Source organism: Bacteroides difficilis (assembly GCF_048319815.1).
GTDB lineage: Bacteria > Bacteroidota > Bacteroidia > Bacteroidales > Bacteroidaceae > Bacteroides > Bacteroides zhangwenhongii.
Genome location: NZ_CP182814.1, coordinates 1,801,832 through 1,820,741, shown reverse-complemented (window position 1 = coordinate 1,820,741; position 18,910 = coordinate 1,801,832). Strand labels below are relative to the sequence as shown.

Here is an 18,910-nt window from a genome sequence, read left to right as displayed (position 1 = left end):
TTCCGAGGTAATCCGCTAAACGTATATATCGCGATCCGTACAAGTCCAAAAGAAAGTGGACGGGCAATTAGTAATGCTCGGCTATGATGTTACCACCTGTACACCTGCATCCTATCAACGTCATCGTCTTTGACGACCCTAAGAAATCTAATCTTGTGGCTGGCTTCGTACTTAGATGCTTTCAGCACTTATCCAATCCCGACTTAGATACCCAGCAATGCACCTGGCGGCACAACTGGTAAACCAGAGGTCAGTCCAACACGGTCCTCTCGTACTAGTGTCAGAGCCACGCAAATTTCATACGCCCACGATAGATAGAGACCGAACTGTCTCACGACGTTCTGAACCCAGCTCGCGTGCCACTTTAATGGGCGAACAGCCCAACCCTTGGGACCTTCTCCAGCCCCAGGATGTGACGAGCCGACATCGAGGTGCCAAACCCCTCCGTCGATATGAGCTCTTGGGAGGGATCAGCCTGTTATCCCCGGAGTACCTTTTATCCTTTGAGCGATGTCCCTTCCATGCGGAAACACCGGATCACTATGCTCTAGTTTCCTACCTGATCGACTTGTATGTCTCCCAGTCAAGCGCCCTTATGCCATTACACTCTACGGACGGTTACCAATCGTCCTGAGGGCACCTTTAGAAGCCTCCGTTACACTTTTGGAGGCGACCACCCCAGTCAAACTACCCACCAAACAGTGTCCTCCATTTTTGGAGTTAGAACTCAAATAATCAAAGGGCCGTATTTCAACAGCGACTCCACAAATACTGGCGTACCTGCTTCGAAGTCTCCGGCCTATCCTACACATCAATTACCCAAATTCAATGTTAAGCTATAGTAAAGGTTCACGGGGTCTTTTCGTCCCATCGCGGGTAATCGGCATCTTCACCGATACTACAATTTCACTGAGCTCACGGTTGAGACAGTGTCCAGATCATTACACCATTCGTGCAGGTCGGAACTTACCCGACAAGGAATTTCGCTACCTTAGGACCGTTATAGTTACGGCCGCCGTTTACTGGGGCTTCAATTCAATGCTTCTCTTGCGATGACATCTCCTCTTAACCTTCCAGCACCGGGCAGGTGTCAGGCTGTATACGTAATCTTTCAATTTGGCACAGCCCTGTGTTTTTGTTAAACAGTTGCCTGGACCTATTCTCTGCGCCCAACTCTCGTTGGGACCCTTTATCCCGAAGTTACAGGGTCAATTTGCCTAGTTCCTTAACCGTGAATCACTCAAGCGCCTTAGTATATTCAACCCGACTACGTGTGTCCGTTTGCGGTACGGGTACCTTAAAGATTAAGTTTAGCGGATTTTCTTGGGAGTATGTTTACACGCACTATTGGATTGTTCCGAAGAACGCTCCATACTATCAGGTTCGACTCTTATCCTGGATTTGCCTGGGATAATCAACATCTACACCCTTCAACGGACTATTCCGTCAGTCCGCGGCGCTGTCACTCCTCCGTCTCCACGTCACTCTTTAAGGTAGTACAGGAATATTAACCTGTTCTGCCATCGGCCTCACCCTTCGGCTGAGCCTTAGGACCCGACTAACCCTGATCCGATTAGCGTTGATCAGGAAACCTTAGTCTTTCGGCGAGGGGGTTTCTCACCCCCTTTATCGTTACTTATACCTACATTTGCTTTTCCACACGCTCCAGCAAGGCTCACGCCTCACCTTCGACGCAGAGTGGAATGCTCCCCTACCGATGTTTACACATCCCATAGCTTCGGTAAGATACTTAATGCCCGATTATTATCCACGCCAAACTCCTCGACTAGTGAGCTGTTACGCACTCTTTAAATGAATGGCTGCTTCCAAGCCAACATCCTAGCTGTCTTAGCAATCTGACTTCGTTAGTTCAACTTAGTATCTATTTGGGGACCTTAGCTGATGGTCCGGATTCTTCTCCTTTAGGACATGGACCTTAGCACCCATGCCCTCACTCCTGTGATAGGACTAATGCGCATTCGGAGTTTATCAAGACTTGATAGGCGGTGAAGCCCTCGCATCTTATCAGTCGCTCTACCTCACATTAGTAACTCACAAGGCTGCACCTAAATGCATTTCGGGGAGTACGAGCTATCTCCAAGTTTGATTAGCCTTTCACCCCCACCCTCAGTTCATCCGGAAGCTTTTCAACGCTTATCGGTTCGGTCCTCCAGTTAGTGTTACCTAACCTTCAACCTGACCAAGGGTAGATCACTTGGTTTCGCGTCTACTCCTTCCGACTGGTCGCCCTGTTCAGACTCGCTTTCGCTTCGGCTACACATTTTAAAATGCTTAACCTTGCCGGAAAAAGTAACTCGTAGGTTCATTATGCAAAAGGCACGCCGTCACTGCTTACGCAGCTCCGACCGCTTGTAGGCGCATGGTTTCAGGGACTATTTCACTCTTCTGTTCGAAGTGCTTTTCACCTTTCCTTCACAGTACTGGTTCGCTATCGGTCTCTCGGGAGTATTTAGCCTTACCGGATGGTCCCGGCAGATTCACGCAAGATTCCTCGTGTCCCGCGCTACTCAGGATACCACTACGCTTCGTTTAGCTTCGAATACCGGACTATCACCGTCTATGGTCCCATTTTCCAAAGGGTTCTTCTCACTAAAGTTCTTGCGATGTCGTGGTCCTACAACCCCAATATTGCCGTAACAACATTGGTTTGGGCTAATCCCCGTTCGCTCGCCACTACTTGGGGAATCATTATTATTTTCTTTTCCTACAGGTACTAAGATGTTTCAGTTCCCTGTGTTAGCCTCCATCCAGGATGGATGACATTCCTTCAGAATGTCGGGTTATCCCATTCGGAAATCTTCGGATCAAAGGTTATTTGCACCTACCCGAAGCTTATCGCAGCTTATCACGTCCTTCATCGCCTCCGAGAGCCAAGGCATCCGCCATGCGCCCTTGCTTACTTTCTTTCAAACTGACTTCCCTGTATATTGAACTATTGCTAGTCCGCATACCGGAAACGTACGGTTCGATATATACTTTTAGCTCTTACTAAAATTTTACTTTTTGTATCATCATGTCAAAGATCGTTTCTCTTTTCAGAGATCGTGGAGAATAACGGATTCGAACCGTTGACCCTCTGCGTGCAAGGCAGATGCTCTAGCCAGCTGAGCTAATCCCCCGGAATAAGTTGAGACTGGAGAATGGAAAGTTGAGAGTGATACTTACAACTGCCAGACAATCGTCAACATTCTCGAAGTAGTCCCAGGCAGAGTTGAACTGCCGACCTCTACATTATCAGTGTAGCGCTCTAACCAACTGAGCTATAGGACTAGTTCAACCTTGTCTACCTGTTGAGTTAGACTCGGCTTCTTTTTCTCTTGTTTATCTCTATCTATAATTCTATAGATGGTTGATCTATATCTATAAATAAACAAGTACCAGTAGTACAAAAACAGAACCTTTAAAGTCATCATTTTTTTCAGTGAGAAAGCAAGTCCAGATAATGGGAGTAAACTCCTGGCTCTCAACTCTCAACTCTCAACTTATTACGGCATCGCTCCAGAAAGGAGGTGTTCCAGCCGCACCTTCCGGTACGGCTACCTTGTTACGACTTAGCCCCAATTACCAGTTTTACCCTAGGACGCTCCTCGCGGTTACGTACTTCAGGTACCCCCGGCTTTCATGGCTTGACGGGCGGTGTGTACAAGGCCCGGGAACGTATTCACCGCGCCATGGCTGATGCGCGATTACTAGCGAATCCAGCTTCACGAAGTCGGGTTGCAGACTTCGATCCGAACTGAGAGAGGTTTTTGGGATTGGCATCACGTCGCCGTGTAGCTGCCTTCTGTACCCCCCATTGTAACACGTGTGTAGCCCCGGACGTAAGGGCCGTGCTGATTTGACGTCATCCCCACCTTCCTCACATCTTACGACGGCAGTCTCTCCAGAGTCCTCAGCATGACCTGTTAGTAACTGAAGATAAGGGTTGCGCTCGTTATGGCACTTAAGCCGACACCTCACGGCACGAGCTGACGACAACCATGCAGCACCTTCACATTTGTCTTACGACTAACCAATTTCTTGATTATTCAAATGCAATTTAAGCCCGGGTAAGGTTCCTCGCGTATCATCGAATTAAACCACATGTTCCTCCGCTTGTGCGGGCCCCCGTCAATTCCTTTGAGTTTCACCGTTGCCGGCGTACTCCCCAGGTGGAATACTTAACGCTTTCGCTTGGCCGCTTACCGTGTATCGCAAACAGCGAGTATTCATCGTTTACTGTGTGGACTACCAGGGTATCTAATCCTGTTTGATACCCACACTTTCGAGCATCAGTGTCAGTTGCAGTCCAGTGAGCTGCCTTCGCAATCGGAGTTCTTCGTGATATCTAAGCATTTCACCGCTACACCACGAATTCCGCCCACCTCTACTGTACTCAAGACAGCCAGTATCAACTGCAATTTTACGGTTGAGCCGCAAACTTTCACAACTGACTTAACTGTCCACCTACGCTCCCTTTAAACCCAATAAATCCGGATAACGCTCGGATCCTCCGTATTACCGCGGCTGCTGGCACGGAGTTAGCCGATCCTTATTCATACGGTACATACAAAAATCCACACGTGGATAACTTTATTCCCGTATAAAAGAAGTTTACAACCCATAGGGCAGTCATCCTTCACGCTACTTGGCTGGTTCAGACTCCCGTCCATTGACCAATATTCCTCACTGCTGCCTCCCGTAGGAGTTTGGACCGTGTCTCAGTTCCAATGTGGGGGACCTTCCTCTCAGAACCCCTATCCATCGAAGTCTTGGTGGGCCGTTACCCCGCCAACAAACTAATGGAACGCATCCCCATCGATAACCGAAATTCTTTAATAGGATTATCATGCGATAATCATATGCCATCCGGTATTAATCTTTCTTTCGAAAGGCTATCCCGGAGTTATCGGCAGGTTGGATACGTGTTACTCACCCGTGCGCCGGTCGCCATCTCCAGTTTGCAAGCAAACTGAAATGCTGCCCCTCGACTTGCATGTGTTAAGCCTGTAGCTAGCGTTCATCCTGAGCCAGGATCAAACTCTTCATTGTAAAAGTATTTTCATCTATCCCATAGGATAGCATTTTGCTCTGTTCAGGATGCCGTACAATTTATTGACTCTATTTTCTATACCTATATTATATAAGCATTGACGGTTCTATTTTAACTTGTACTACTTGTATTGTTTATCAATATTTCAAAGAACTAACGTGGCTTCTGCCGCGCCTGCTTTCTTTGCGAAAGCGGATGCAAAGATAAGGACTTTTTCAGATAACCTCCAAACTTTTTCGAAAGTTTTTTGTTTTTATTTTCTGAACCCTTATTCTTTAGCAGAATGTCAATCATTAGGCTCTGTCTCTCTAGCAAAGCGGGTGCAAAAGTAGACACTTTATACATAACATCCAAATATATTCCACTATTTTTTTGAAGTTTTTTGAAAGGAAAACGCTAACTCATTGAATCATAACGATGTTGCAGAACATATTTTTTCAACAGCGGGAGAAAAGGACAATGGAAGCGAGGGAAAGGATACATTATTATATTCATGCGTGCGTATGTGTGCGCGCAAAGAGAAAAGAGAGAAAAGAGAGAAAGAGAAGAGAAGTGAGAAGAAAGAGAGCACCAACGAATAAACGTCGGACACTCTCTTTCTGAGGAGGACTAAAGGCAAGAAACCTTCAGACTTTCAACGCCTCTCAAATCAACTGGTTAGGGATAAAACGAAATAAGAGCTAGGGTGAAACCAAACAAACGGCGTTAAAAGCATTTCTCCTCCAGACTAAAAGATTCTCTATCTAAACATAATTTCTCCAGAATAGACTACTCTCTCTACGCAAGACCGGCATCTTATCCGTATAAAGCAAAAACAAATCGGATTTTCATCTTACAGCTCCTCAGAGATCCGCAAACTTACCAACTCAAGCCATTTAGCCAGACTAAGGTCAATACCGCTTTTCTGCAGAAAACGCAGGGAGGAGCGGAAATGCCTGATTGTCTTTTCAGGGTCTTCACCCATGACATAGGAAAGTTCGCCCCAAGCATAGTACAAACGGGAGATCTGGAGAACATCAACAAGAGTGAAGGATTCATCACCGGAAGAATCTATCAGACGACGAAGGATGTCGTGAGCACAGCACAGTTCGGATTCACTCAGATCACCGAGAGGCTTTTTCATTATGGGATGCTGCATCAGGCGGACAATATCGACTTTAAAATCTGCATTCATCACGTATTGTTTTGTACGCATCAGTTCCCGATGGTGCGAGGGTTCATTAAAAAAGAGAGCGCAGGAACTATCTGCTTATGCCATATATAGGTATCCGCTAAGACCCCCAGTGAACATAAGTGATAGTCCCACGCTCAATTGGACATATAACAAGGTTATATATACAATGTTGCGTGAGACCTGTCACTCATTGCCATTCACTGGTAAAAAATTAGCGGATTTTCATATATGAATGCAACAAATAACCGTTCTCGATAAAAAACAAAACAAAGCTCCTTTCAACGCACGAAAGTATGCTACGACAAAAGTAGCTATAAATTTCTATTAAACAAGTAATACAGAGAAAAAAATAATCAGCCCGGAAAACTTATACATAGATATTTTTCGCACTTTCCTCTATCACCTATCACCGGCAATCGTGAACGTCCCTGTTCATCGGAGTTTAAGGCATGGTGACAGGTTGCCAGCAACCTATCACCGCATCTGTCACCTATCACCCGCCTATCACCGGACGGCAGATGATGAGTAAAAAGTATAAACAATAGATACTCAACACATTAACGACCTAAATACAGGATATAAATAAGCAATATATAGGATATTAATAACTCATATATGGGATATTAACAACCTATGTACAGGGTATTAATACTCAACACATAGGCTATTAATGACTGAGAAGACAGGCAGTAATGACTGAAAAGCAAGCATCAAGAGCCGAAAGAGAGCGGTAGAACAGACAGTTTCAAGTAACAGAAAATGTAGTTTCACCACAGGGAACTAGAAGTTCAAGCAAATGAAACTAAAGGTTCAAGCAGGGGAAACTAAAGGTTCAGGCAGATGAAACTAGAGTTTCAAGCAAGGGAAACAAAAGTTTCAAGCGGGTGAAACTAAAGTTTCATACGCAGGAAACACTTGATGAAAAGCAGGATGGCAAGGAAAAGTGTGTGGTTTAATGTTTTTAGTTGACCACTTTAAGGCTTATTTTCAAAGTCGGTTGACTCAGTTAATACTTATTTTTATTACAAGTTGGGGGGCGTAAAATAAACTGTGTCATGCTCTATTTTCCTTTCAAACTCATCGGTCGGGGAGCGGCCAGCGCCAAGGGGCGGGACCACCCGTCCCGACGAGCGTAAAATTACAATAATTTAAATCTATCTCCAAACTTTATCGCTAATTGCCCAGCGATGGCCGCCCAATTAGCAATGGGCATGGTCCATTTCTTGCGTATGTTGCGGTAAGCGAGGTAGACAAGCTTCTCAAGGGCGGTATCATTAGGGAATACGCCCTTGTTTTTTGTAACTTTCCGTACTTGGCGATGATAGCCCTCGACAGTATTGGTGGTATATATCATGCGGCGTATATCCGGTGTAAACTGGAAGTATTCAGCAAGCCTTTCCCAGTTGTCCTGCCATGACCTGATGACAATCGGATATTTCTCACCCCATTTCTCATCCAGATTAAGAAGCTCTGTTTCCGCGGCTTCCTTGCTTACAGCGCCATAGACACGTCTCAGGTCTTTCATGAACTCTTTTTGATGTTTGCTGCCGACATACTTGACGGAATTGCGTATCTGATGGACGATACAGAGTTGGACGACGGTATTGGGGAACACGCTTTGGATGGCATCGGGGAAGCCTTTCAAACCGTCGACACAAGCTATGAGGATGTCACGCACGCCACGGTTCTGTAAATCGGTCAACACATTCAGCCAGAAGTTTGCGCCCTCATTTTTAGAGATATACATGCCAAGTAAGTCCTTACGTCCTTCCTTGTCTATAGCCAGGACATTGTAGATCGCACGGCTGACGGCACAACCTCTGTCATCCATTACCTTGTAATGAATGGCGTCGAGCCAGACTATCGGATAAACCGGGTCCAGACTCCGGGAACGCCATGCCTTTATCTCCGGAAGTACACGGTCGGTGATGGAACTGATTGTCTCGGCAGATACACGGTTACCCAGATTCTCTTCCATCCAGTCGCTTATCTCACGTGTGCTGTTTCCCAAAGCATAAAGCCCGATGATGCGGTCTGCAACACCCTCGGCAAGAATGGTCTCACGCTTCTTTATAAATTGAGGCTCAAACGTGGCATTGCGGTCACGCGGAGTAGATACGGTCACTTCACCCATGGAAGTCTGTACCTGCTTCCGCATCTTTCCGTTACGACGATTGCCACTCATACGCTCTTCATCGGAGAGATGGGCATCCATCTCGCCTTCAAGGGCCGCATTTAAAATACTCTCCAATAAGGGAGCAAACGCTCCATCCTTTCCCAACAAGGGCTTACCGGCTTTTAGCTGTTCGATGGCCTTGTTCTTGATACTTTCAAAATCAAATTCTTCGCTCATAAATAAACTGTGTTTGCAAAGTTAATATTTTATTCATTCCCTTTGTTGACACAGTTTAATTTACAACCTCTACAAGTTGACGCTCTTTTTCGCTATTTGCTATTAAGGTTGACTTAAAAAATATCAAACAATAGCGAGGAGATTATCTTAGGGTATGATTCCTCTCTCCCTGCGGTTGTGTAGGACATTCTTTGTGGGTCAATGCAAAGTTAGTGATATTTCCCTAAGTTGCAACCTCTTTGATGGCTTTCTCGCGGTAACTGATCCATCTTTTTTTTATTTCTCCAACCTGCTTGCCCGCCTCTGTCGGCGTCATTCCGTCCAGACTCATGTGAGGCCGTTCGTTGTTGTAGAAGTCTATGGCGGCTTCGACGGCAGCTTTCACCCCGTGGATGCTGAAAAATTCCATATCCTTGAGCAGTTCGTTTTTGATGGTGTTGTTTACCCTCTCGGCCACAGCGTTGTCCTTCGGATCCCCAGTTTCAGTCATACTGATCTTGATGCCGAGGCTCTTTAAGCGACCGGTGTATTCGTAGCTGGCGTATTGCACGCCACGGTCAGAATGATGGATGAGAGAGTCTTTCAGGACTTTGACATCCTTTATACGTCTCAGGGCCATCTCCAGAGCCTCCATCGGGTATAGAGTTTCCAATGTTGCGCCAACGCTGTAACCGACAATCTCCTTGCTGTAACAATCTGTAACCAGTGACAGATAGCAGAAATCATATAGACCCTTTTCCGGTACAGTCCAGAATGGTATATAGGTAATATCGCTTACCCATAACCGGTTGGAGGACTCAGGGATGAGCCGTCGTGTCAGGTCGGGATAGGTAGGATAGGCATGATCGGAGTTCGTGGTGCGGGCGCGGCGCTTCTTCTTGCGTACCTTGAGGTTGTACTTCTCGACGATGTCGTAGAAACGGTTGTAGCCCACACCGTGATCCTTACCAAACTTCTTGTTGTACATCTCCCATAGCTTGCCCCCGCCTATACCGGGATCTTTACCGCGGATTTCCCTGATATACTCCACGCAGAAAGCCTCTTCGGCCAGTCTGGACATCAGGGTGTCCACATGTTTGTAATAGGCTTGTTTGCTCTTACCAAGCAGTCCACACAGCGACGTCACAGGATAAACCCTGACATCGCGTGTGTGAAGCCTGCTGACTACTTGGTGCCAGCTTTTTTTAAGTCAATGCCATATACTTCCTTACCGAAGTTGACCATCTCTTCATAGAAGTCGGCACGCAGCTTCTCTGTTGCCAGTCGCTTCTTTAATAATGCCACTTCCTGCTTGAGCTTGTCATAATCTGCCGGAGTGACATCCTTGCCTTGTTTCTTCATCTCTTCAGCGATTTGGGGATTACAGGACTCAAAGGTACGAAGAACTCGATAGAAAGAAGAACGGGAAAGACCTGTTTCCTGAAAAATCTCCCCTTTTGATTTTTTGTTGACATAATACATCTCATAGATGTGATGATGCATTTTCACCCGCTCCAAGGCAGATGACAGACGTAATGTTTGATCCTTTTCCATAATTGGGATTTTAGGAGTCAACCTATTTTAAAACAAGACAGTGTGTAAGGATAAGTAAAGCAAGGCATAAGGATGAGCGAGGGAAAGGTGTAGGATACACCGCATCTGCAACCATCCTACACCACTATCCTACACCCTATTAATATACTAGTATTCAACAATATAAGGTGTAATTGGTGTAAGATGGCAGATGATTTATCTATTCAAACTCATAAAGAGGAGAATACAATGTATTATTTATCTGAATGCCGAACGGATAAATTTTATTGCTCATACTCTCTTCTTTATGATAACAAAGATACCTTTCTTACAAAGATAGGAATTTTTTATAATATTCGTTCAATCTCTTGCAGTTCTTCTTCTGCAAACTCCAAATGCTCCAATGTTTTCAGATTGTCCGCCAACTGCTTTACAGAACTTGCTCCTACAATCACCGATGTCATTCGTTCATCTTTCAGTACCCATGCCAAAGCCATTTCCGCCAAAGTCTGTCCACGACGACGGGCAATCTCATTCAATTGCCGGGCGGCTTCTACTTTTTCGGGAGTTACTTGCGAACGCTGGAGGAAGCCGGAAGAACGTGCAGCACGGGAACCTTCCGGAATGCCGTTCAGGTATTTATCTGTCAACAATCCTTGCGCCAAAGGAGAAAAAGCGATGAAACCGGAACCATATTCCGCCGCCAAAGGAAGTGATTCAGCCTCCACCGCACGGTCGAACATACTATACCGGTATTGGCTGATAAGACAGGGTACACCGGCTTTTGCCATCATCTCATAGGCGATACGGGCTTGTTCGGGGGGATATTTAGAGATTCCTATATACAGCGCTTTCCCTTGCTTCACAATGTCAATCAATGTCCGGACGGTTTCTTCTACCGGAGTCACTCCGTCATAACGGTGACTATAAAAGATGTCAAAATACTCCAAACCTGTCCGACGGAGACTTTGGTCAATGCTCGCCATCAGATTTTTACGGGAGCTGTTGCCGCCATAAGGTCCCGCCCACATTTCATGTCCGGCCTTGGAAGAGATAATCATCTCATCCCGATAACCACGAAAGTTCTCTTGCAGAATCCTGCCGAAATTGGATTCCGCACTTCCAGGAACAGGACCGTAATTGTTTGCCAAATCAAAATGAGTGATTCCATGATCAAAAGCAAACTTAATCATGTCGGTCGCTATCTCGAAATTGTCCACACTGCCGAAATTATGCCACAATCCCAAAGAGATAAGAGGAAGTTGCAGACCACTTTTGCCGCAATATTTATAAGGCATCCGTTCGTAACGGTCGGCAACAGGCTGATAATTGAGAGAATTTTCCATAAGGCGATATTTTTATAGGTTTCAATTAGAACTATAACCGGAATTAGAACTGAAAATAAATGAACGGTTGTATTTCCGAACTCTTCATTTGAATAACAAGATAAATCAAAGCCACCATCAACACAGCTTTGCCTGCGAACGGCAGGCGAATCACTCCCCGGCAAACTGCATTTTCCCAGCTATCGGGAGCAAAATGAAGCAGGAAGCCAAGCAGCATTAGCGCGAATACTTTCCAATAGCCTTCAAGTAACTGAGGGAACAGTTGGGGACGGAAAGTCGTAAATATCTGCCCCAGCATATCCATCGAATTCTGAAAATCGGCGTTACGGAAGAATATCCAGCAGAAACAGACAAAGTGGAAGGTAATGATAATGCCAAACACACGTCGCCAACCGTAACTTTGTTCTCCTTTCCTCCGTCCGGTTATCGTCATCCAGATTTTATGCATCGCCAGTGCAACACCGTGAAATGTGCCCCAAAGAACAAAATTCCAGGAAGCTCCATGCCACAACCCTCCCAAAAACATGGTAATAATAAGGTTCAGATATTGCCGGATCTTCCCTTTCCGGTTTCCACCCAAAGAGATGTATAAGTAATCTTTCAGCCAACTGGACAAAGAGATATGCCAACGACGCCAGAATTCGGTGATGGAGGCCGACTTGTAAGGAGAATTAAAGTTAAGGTTGAAGTGGAAGCCCAATAACAGTGCGATGCCGATAGCCATATCACTATATCCGGAAAAGTCGCAATAAATCTGCAAGGCATAGCCGTACACTCCCATCAGATTCTCAACACCCGAATAGAGCGTCGGATTTTCAAAAATACGCTCTACGAAGTTAATACTGATATAATCGGAAATAATGGCTTTCTTGAACAGGCCGGAAAGAATCAGAAAGATGCCCCGTCCGAACATCTCCTGCGAGACAAAAAGAGGTTTCCTGATTTGCGGAATAAAATCGCGGGCACGGACAATAGGACCTGCCACCAACTGCGGGAAGAATGATACGTAAAAGGCATAATCGAGCAGACTCGTCAGCGGCTGGATTTCTTTCCGGTAGACGTCGATGGTATAGCTCAGCGACTGGAACGTGAAGAAGGAGATACCGACCGGCAGGAATATATCAAGGGCCGTGAACTCTCCCCCCATCAGGGACGCGATGACACCTCCCAAGAAATTGGTATATTTAAAGTAAGCCAGAAGTCCCAAGTTGACACCCAGACTCAAGGTGACCAACCCTTTGCGTTTCCAATATCCTTCAGTGCGGTACATCAGTTGCGCCAACAGAAAGTCGCAAACCGTGACAATGGCAAGCAGGAAAAAGTAAGTACCGCTACTTTTATAGTAGAAATAATAAGAAAAAAGGGTGACAAACAAGATGCGGGCGGTATATTTCTGTTGCAACAATACGTACACCACCATAAAAGCGGCAAACAACCAAAGAAAGATACCACTACTGAATATCATCGGTGCCTGCGGATCGTAGGTAAACACCTCTTTTAATCTACTGAAATCTATATCAATGGGAAACATAATCGTTGTATGCTTTGATAAGGGCTTGGTATAATAAATTTCCTTGCAGGATATATCCTTCGGGAAGATAATGCACATGATCGGGACGCATCAGCTTCGCTTCCGCCCAGTTCTTACAGGCACGTTTTTTGCCGCCGACTATCTCATACATATCCCACACCAGCAGACGATGGTCTCCGGCATAGCGGCGAATGGTTTCCACCGCAGTCGCCGTGCGGGGATTGACGGCATACGTACGTCTCCGCCTTCTTTGACGGAAACTCTCATACGAACCGGGCGGAGTAGTCAGCAGGATAGGCACATCAGGGAGTGCGGCACGCAGGAGTCTGACTAGTTCATCCATCTGGTTGTAATGCACATTACTATTGTAACGCCGGTTATGGCTTTCATTGGTTCCGAAAGAGAGAATCAGCAATTCGGGTTTGAGCGCTGCTATCTCGGCGATGCGGTCGGGATGGGTGAAAGTAAGGCAAGTGGCGCCGTTCACTCCTTTATCTATATAGGAAACAGCACCGAAAGTTTCGGCCAGCCGCATACCGGTGGTTTGAGGATAGATATGCCCACGAATATGGCTGTCGCCAATATGTACGATACGCACCGTATCTTCGGACAGTCCCGCACGTACTTGACGGAGTCGTTCGAGCACAGGTGTCAGCAGGGCAATACTGTCGATAATTTCATTTCGCCCGGTTTCACGGAAAGCGGACGGGAAGGAAGTCTGCACAGGGATGGTATCATTCGCCCAAATCATTTCCCGCAAAGGTTTGACGCCTTTCTGCACCTTGTTCAATGGAGGACAAACAGGGATACGGTCTTGCGCCATCATCCTCGAAAGAGAACAAGGAGCAAACAAAATGCCTGCCAGAACAAGCACAAAGAAGGGCAACAGGCTATTCTTTCTCATAAGCACGCCTCCTGTCGTATTGTTCTTTGCCATATATCAATGTCTCATAGAGAAGTCCCGCCAAATGTTTACCGCCACGGAAGTTGATATGTGTATAATCATAGTTTGCCATAGACGGTTTGGCATGGACAAGTTTTGCCATACTCCCTTCTCCTCCCATAGCCTCGAACATATTCCAGAATGCGATACCGCTTTCGGCGGCAATATTCTGCTGATAACGAATCAGGTTCTTGACTCCCGGCATGGTGCGGAGGTCGCCGTTTTCGTTCTTGTAATCACGGTCGCCCACGCTCAACAACAGGATTCCCGCCTGCGGGAAACACGTTTTGAGATGTTCGATGGCTGCCAACAGCCCTTTCTGGTAGTTATCGTAATTGCGTCCGCGTTCCGTTGCGACATTCAATCCATATTCAAGAATAATCAGATCGTAAGGACGCTGGCGGTTAAACTGTTTCAACATTTGCTGCGGAATGCCGCGCAGGGAAAGTCCGGAACTGCCGCGCAGCGAGAAGTTATCGAGAATTATTCCTTGCTTTCCATCCATCGCCAATCCATAAAAGAGCGTAGAGTCGGCACGGTCCACCGTCCAACGTATGGAACCGATGCGTCCGTCCACCCGCACTTCCTGTAAACCGCCCGAAGGAGACAGCGAATAGTTACGGCTTTCTCCTTTGTTCACACGGGCGGAAAGATGAAGGGAGTCTCTATTGTAAAAGAAGATGGAAGCACGCTGACAGGTATCAAGCAACGAAGCGTATTTGTCTTGTCCACGCAGTTCCACGTATGCGCCACTCCGGGGTACGAAATAATGTCCGGAAATCCCCTGCTTCTTCCTGTCGAAATAGACGCTGTCCGTCACCGCATGGCTGGACCATCCGCCAAATGTATGCCGCACCGTAGGACGGTAACCGCTTGTCATGGAGGTGATGGTCACGAAACCGACACCGCAACCTCCAAACCGTTTTTGAAGCATTTCGCGAAGATCGGCCGTAAAGATATCAGCTTCTATAAAGGAGTCGCCGAACACAGCTATACGTACCAGATTGTCGTCTTCGGAACCGGAAGAAAGGCGATTGAGAGCTTCATAAAAAGGAGCCATGCCCCGATGGGTGGAATCACTGTAATCCTCAATGCAAGTCATTCCGGCACGGCAGGTATCTACAAAAACCGGTTTTATCACAGGTGGCAAGGGTATACTGTCCGAATCGGCAGCAACGGACTCCGGTTCCGGATAACGAAGGTCGCTCAACAAGTCCACGCGACGCATCGTATGTCCGTCGATGGTAATGGCCGGAAGCCAATGAAGCCCCAATAAGGCTGCAAAGACAATCAATACAAACCACAACGAATATTTCAAATAGTTCTTTATTATCTCCATAATGATCTAAATCCCAAACGACCGCAAAGATAGATAAAAGCAGTAAGAAAAAGCGGTGTCGGAAATAATAATTAAGCGCGGATTAACACAGATTTTCGCAATGATTACATTCAATCTGCGATAAATCCGTGTTAATCCGCGCTTGGTCAACTGAAAGTAGACGGATATCAAATAGTCCGCTCAATGTTCCATACAAACGCGCGCAAACCCAATTGCTCCGTTTCCAGGTCCATCTTATGCAGCGTATCCAGCAATGGGTCTACTTTGTGATCTTCGACTACCGTGATGATGGCCGAGCACATACTTGGCCAGGCGTGACTTCCAAAATGCGGGTCGCCCGTCTTCGAACCACGTCCCTGCACCTTCTCAAGGTAGGTGAAGCCACGACATCCCAAACGGTCGAGCAATGACATGATTCGTTCGTAATAGGCCTGGTCGAATGTTATCAGTACTGATTTCATATTTCTTTCTTGTTATTTCTTAATAATATCATTTTTATGCTCCTGGAAGTAAGCGTCCAATTCGCGTTGGCGACGAAGCTTACGACGCTGGTTCTTGATGCCGGTTCCTGCAAAGACACAATACAAAGTAGGAATCAGAATCAATGTCAACACGGTCGATATTGTCAAACCACCGATTACGGCAATTGCCATCGGACTCCACATCTCAGAACCCTGGCCACCGCCGATAGCCATCGGGATCATACCGAGAACGGTTGTGGCTGTGGTCATCAATACCGGACGAAGACGGCTCTTACCGGAAGTTACCACAGAATTTACAACTGCCAGCCCGCGTTCCCGACAAAGGGTGATGTAGTCGATGAGCACAATACCGTTCTTCACCACAATACCAATCAGCATGATACCTCCCAACAGGCTCATGACGCTCAACGTACTGCCCGTAAAGAAGAGTGCCATCAAGACACCGCTAAACGCAAACGGCAGAGAGAACATGATTATGAACGGATAGGTGAGCGACTCGAACTGTGCAGCCATCACGATAAATACAAGAATGACTATCAGAATACCAAGCGTTCCCAAATCGCGGAACGAATCCTGCTGGTCTTCGAACGAACCGGCAACCTGGATAGTCACTTCTCCCGGTATGTCCATCTTGTCGATGATCTCGTTACCGGCAGCTACTACGTTGCCCAACGGCGCACCAGAGATTACAGCAGAAACGGTCACGATACGTTCACGGTCTTTACGTTCGATAGTAGGAGGTGCAAAACGCTCGACTACCTTTCCGACATCTTTCACACGGACGGATTGTCCTTGCGCATTATAAATAAGGATGTTCTCCAGACTTTCCAGACTTGTACGGTATTCCGGCGCGTAACGCACTTTAATGTCATACTCGTCTCCGTCTTCACGATATTTCGAAGCAACCGCACCATTGATCCGGTTACGCAGATAGTTACCGGCTGTCGAAAGGTTCAGTCCATGCATTGCCAGTTTCTCACGGTCGAAGTCCACCTGATATTCCGGCTGATAATCGCTACGGCTGATATTCACCTCACTCACTCCGGGAACTGCCAGCAACTCACGCTTCAGGCGGGCTGCCACACTGTCGGTCACTGTCATATCATATCCATACACCTCAAAATCGGCACTGGCCTGAGCAGACATCCCCGTGTTGCTACCTCCGAGTATAACTTGTGCCTTGCTGAATTCCGGATAGGCTTTCAAATCTTCACGCATCTCGTCGCAGACAGCTTCCAATGTGATATCACGATCACCCGGATCTACCAGACTGATATTGAATGAGATGATATGCGAACCGTTATCCTGCATAGAAGCCCATGTGTTGTCCGAATCGGCCTGCCCTACGGTATAGTTGCAGACTTTCATAATGTCTTTATACTTCGTCAGCCATTGATTGGTCAGTTTCTGCGAAAGCTCCTGAGCTATCTCTTTTCGTGTTCCGATAGGCAATTCCAACTGTACAGCGATACGGGCATTATCTTGTGCCGGGAAGAATTCCGTACCAATCCCCTTTGCACACAGCAAGCTGACAACGAAGAAAGCGATACATCCCGTAATGACTATCGGACGATGGCGAACCGCCCAATTCAACATCTTGCCATACCAAGTGTCGAGTCCGTCCAACGCTTTTTCAATCGGAGTGAAGAAGAGCTTGAACAGCTTTGACGGCTTTTTCTGCAAACGAAGCAACTGGGAACAGAGCATGGGGGTCAATGACAAAGCAGCAACCGTAGAGATAAACATGATGGCACACATCATCCAACCAAGCTGTTTGAAAAGTACACCGGACATACCGCTCACCATAGTCAACGGGAAGAACACGGCAATCATGGTCAAGGTAGAGGCAATTACGGAAATCGCCACCTCATTGGTTCCATGCACGGCGGCTTGTTTGGGGTCGGAACCACGCTCGATATGGGTTGTCACGTTCTCAAGTACCACAATCGCATCGTCCACCACCATACCGATAGCGATGGAAAGTGACGAAAGCGAGATAATATTGATCGTGTTTCCGCTAATCGCCAGGTAAATGAACGAAGCTATCAAAGAAAGCGGAATGGTGATACAGATAATCAACGTCGCACGCCAGCGTCCCAAGAAGAGGAACACAACGATAACAACGAACAGCAAGGCGTAGACAACGGTTTCGGTCAAACTGTCGATTGTATTCAGGATGTTGTCGGAGGTATCGACAATGACACCGATCTTTACATCGCTCGGCAGGTTCTTCTGAAGTCTCGGCAACGCTTCGGCCACTTTCTTGGAGATTTCTACCGAATTGGCTCCGGATTGTTTCTGAACAACAATCATGGCGCCTTGCACACCGTTATTATAGGTTTCCTGCGCGCGTTCTTCTACGGTATCGACTATCCGGGCCACATCACGCAAGAAGACGTTCGCTCCATTGTGAGTACCTACTACGACATCCGCCAACTGCCGGGAATCATCGAACTCTCCTTCCACCCGCAACGCGTAGGTTTCACTACCGATATCGAAGTTACCGCCGGGAATGTTCTTGTTCTCCGCTCCGATAATGGAGCTGATGGATTCGATGGTCAGGTTGTATGCTTCCAACTTGTTAGGGTCGCAATATACCTGAATCTCACGCTGCGGAGCACCACTGATGGACACGGTTCCGACTCCCGGAATACGCGCCAAGGGGTTAACCACACGGTCGTCCAATATTTTGTAAAGCGCCGACTGGCTCTCATTGGCCTGTACGGAAAGCAACACGATAGGAATCATATCCGTACTGAACTTGAAGATGATCGGATTCTCGACATCGTCGGGAAGCTGCGAGCTTACCATGTCGAGTTTATCGCGCACATCATTGGTCAGAACGTCAATATCGTTACCGAACTCGAACTCCAGCGTAATCAATGACATATTTTCGGAAGAACGGGAGGTGATATGTTTCAGGTTGCTCACCGCATTCAAGGTGTTCTCAAGCGGACGAGTAACGTTGTTTTCTATATCCGAAGCACTTGCACCGGGATAAGCGGTCATCACCATGATCGTATTTGTATCAATATCCGGATACAAGTCGATAGGCAATTTGGACAAAGAGAAAAGACCAAAAATCACCACTGCCAAAAAGCAGAGGGAGGTCATAATCGGTTTCTTAACCGCACCTTCGTATAAACTCATTTTTGTAAGGGATTAATTTGTTAGTGA

At 46.7% G+C, this 18,910-nt stretch carries 10 protein-coding genes, 2 tRNA genes, 2 rRNA genes and 1 pseudogene; 1 reads left to right on the top strand and 14 read right to left on the bottom strand.

What is annotated here, in order from left to right; all coding sequences use genetic code 11:
* Positions 1–47 precede the first annotated feature (47 nt).
* The 4 genes from ACNOGP_RS06720 to ACNOGP_RS06705 form a co-directional block, all read right to left on the bottom strand.
* A 23S ribosomal RNA gene (locus ACNOGP_RS06720) occupies positions 48–2,927 on the bottom strand.
* Between the two features lie 139 nt (positions 2,928–3,066).
* Positions 3,067–3,140, bottom strand: a tRNA-Ala gene (locus ACNOGP_RS06715).
* Positions 3,141–3,217: 77 nt separating this feature from the next.
* A tRNA-Ile gene (locus tag ACNOGP_RS06710) sits at positions 3,218–3,291 on the bottom strand.
* Positions 3,292–3,523: 232 nt separating this feature from the next.
* Positions 3,524–5,052: ribosomal RNA gene (locus ACNOGP_RS06705) — 16S ribosomal RNA — on the bottom strand.
* The 16S and 23S rRNA genes sit together here with 2 tRNA genes alongside, the layout of an rRNA operon.
* A 405-nt stretch (positions 5,053–5,457) precedes the next feature.
* Here ACNOGP_RS06705 and ACNOGP_RS06700 point away from each other — a divergent pair.
* The gene (locus ACNOGP_RS06700) at positions 5,458–5,634 is read left to right on the top strand and encodes a hypothetical protein (RefSeq protein ID WP_418214377.1); all 177 of its coding nucleotides are present in this window, start codon (positions 5,458–5,460) and stop codon (positions 5,632–5,634) included.
* A 251-nt stretch (positions 5,635–5,885) separates the two neighbouring features.
* Here ACNOGP_RS06700 and ACNOGP_RS06695 read toward each other — a convergent pair whose 3' ends face one another.
* The 10 genes and pseudogenes from ACNOGP_RS06695 to ACNOGP_RS06650 all read right to left on the bottom strand — a co-directional run bounded on the left by ACNOGP_RS06695 (position 5,886) and on the right by ACNOGP_RS06650 (position 18,883).
* A complete protein-coding gene (locus ACNOGP_RS06695) occupies positions 5,886–6,248 on the bottom strand; it encodes a hypothetical protein (protein ID WP_229092508.1) in 363 nt (120 codons plus the stop codon).
* Between the two features lie 1,117 nt (positions 6,249–7,365).
* Positions 7,366–8,580, bottom strand: coding sequence for an IS256 family transposase (locus ACNOGP_RS06690; RefSeq protein ID WP_121765586.1), 1,215 nt, complete (start codon positions 8,578–8,580; stop codon positions 7,366–7,368).
* Between the two features lie 223 nt (positions 8,581–8,803).
* Positions 8,804–9,712: pseudogene (locus ACNOGP_RS06685) on the bottom strand (IS3 family transposase); the annotation flags it as partial.
* Between the two features lie 32 nt (positions 9,713–9,744).
* A complete protein-coding gene (locus tag ACNOGP_RS06680; RefSeq protein WP_186968665.1) occupies positions 9,745–10,113 on the bottom strand; it encodes a hypothetical protein in 369 nt (122 codons plus the stop codon).
* 326 nt (positions 10,114–10,439) lie between these two features.
* Complete coding sequence (locus ACNOGP_RS06675; protein WP_418214376.1) at positions 10,440–11,438, bottom strand: aldo/keto reductase; 999 nt, start codon at positions 11,436–11,438, stop codon at positions 10,440–10,442.
* A gap of 43 nt (positions 11,439–11,481) precedes the next feature.
* Entirely contained in the window at positions 11,482–12,969 is a 1,488-nt protein-coding gene (locus tag ACNOGP_RS06670) for an MBOAT family O-acyltransferase (RefSeq protein WP_418214375.1), read from the bottom strand.
* Positions 12,956–13,873 carry an SGNH/GDSL hydrolase family protein gene (locus tag ACNOGP_RS06665; RefSeq protein ID WP_418214742.1) on the bottom strand — a complete coding sequence of 306 codons (918 nt, stop codon included), beginning with the start codon at positions 13,871–13,873 and terminating at the stop codon, positions 12,956–12,958. Before ACNOGP_RS06665 ends, ACNOGP_RS06670 begins: the two co-directional genes overlap by 14 nt.
* Positions 13,860–15,251 (bottom strand): SGNH/GDSL hydrolase family protein, encoded by a 1,392-nt coding sequence (locus tag ACNOGP_RS06660; RefSeq protein ID WP_418214374.1) that lies wholly within the window; start codon positions 15,249–15,251, stop codon positions 13,860–13,862. The genes ACNOGP_RS06665 and ACNOGP_RS06660 overlap by 14 nt, the downstream gene beginning before the upstream one ends.
* A 167-nt stretch (positions 15,252–15,418) precedes the next feature.
* Positions 15,419–15,712: a PG0541 family transporter-associated protein gene (locus ACNOGP_RS06655; protein ID WP_007758092.1), complete on the bottom strand. Its 294-nt coding sequence runs from the start codon at positions 15,710–15,712 to the stop codon at positions 15,419–15,421.
* A gap of 12 nt (positions 15,713–15,724) precedes the next feature.
* Positions 15,725–18,883 carry an efflux RND transporter permease subunit gene (locus tag ACNOGP_RS06650; protein WP_418214373.1) on the bottom strand — a complete coding sequence of 1,053 codons (3,159 nt, stop codon included), beginning with the start codon at positions 18,881–18,883 and terminating at the stop codon, positions 15,725–15,727.
* Positions 18,884–18,910: the final 27 nt, after the last annotated feature.

Excerpts from the sequence above, each read along its gene's own strand:
- ACNOGP_RS06680 (WP_186968665.1), bottom strand. The coding sequence starts at position 10,113 with ATGGAAAAGGATCAAACATTACGTCTGTCATCTGCCTTGGAGCGGGTG.
- ACNOGP_RS06670 (WP_418214375.1), bottom strand. The coding sequence starts at position 12,969 with ATGTTTCCCATTGATATAGATTTCAGTAGATTAAAAGAGGTGTTTACC.
- ACNOGP_RS06690 (WP_121765586.1), bottom strand. The coding sequence starts at position 8,580 with ATGAGCGAAGAATTTGATTTTGAAAGTATCAAGAACAAGGCCATCGAA.
- ACNOGP_RS06650 (WP_418214373.1), bottom strand. The coding sequence starts at position 18,883 with ATGAGTTTATACGAAGGTGCGGTTAAGAAACCGATTATGACCTCCCTC.
- ACNOGP_RS06655 (WP_007758092.1), bottom strand. The coding sequence starts at position 15,712 with ATGAAATCAGTACTGATAACATTCGACCAGGCCTATTACGAACGAATC.
- ACNOGP_RS06665 (WP_418214742.1), bottom strand. The coding sequence starts at position 13,873 with ATGAGAAAGAATAGCCTGTTGCCCTTCTTTGTGCTTGTTCTGGCAGGC.
- ACNOGP_RS06675 (WP_418214376.1), bottom strand. The coding sequence starts at position 11,438 with ATGGAAAATTCTCTCAATTATCAGCCTGTTGCCGACCGTTACGAACGG.
- ACNOGP_RS06695 (WP_229092508.1), bottom strand. The coding sequence starts at position 6,248 with ATGCGTACAAAACAATACGTGATGAATGCAGATTTTAAAGTCGATATT.
- ACNOGP_RS06660 (WP_418214374.1), bottom strand. The coding sequence starts at position 15,251 with ATGGAGATAATAAAGAACTATTTGAAATATTCGTTGTGGTTTGTATTG.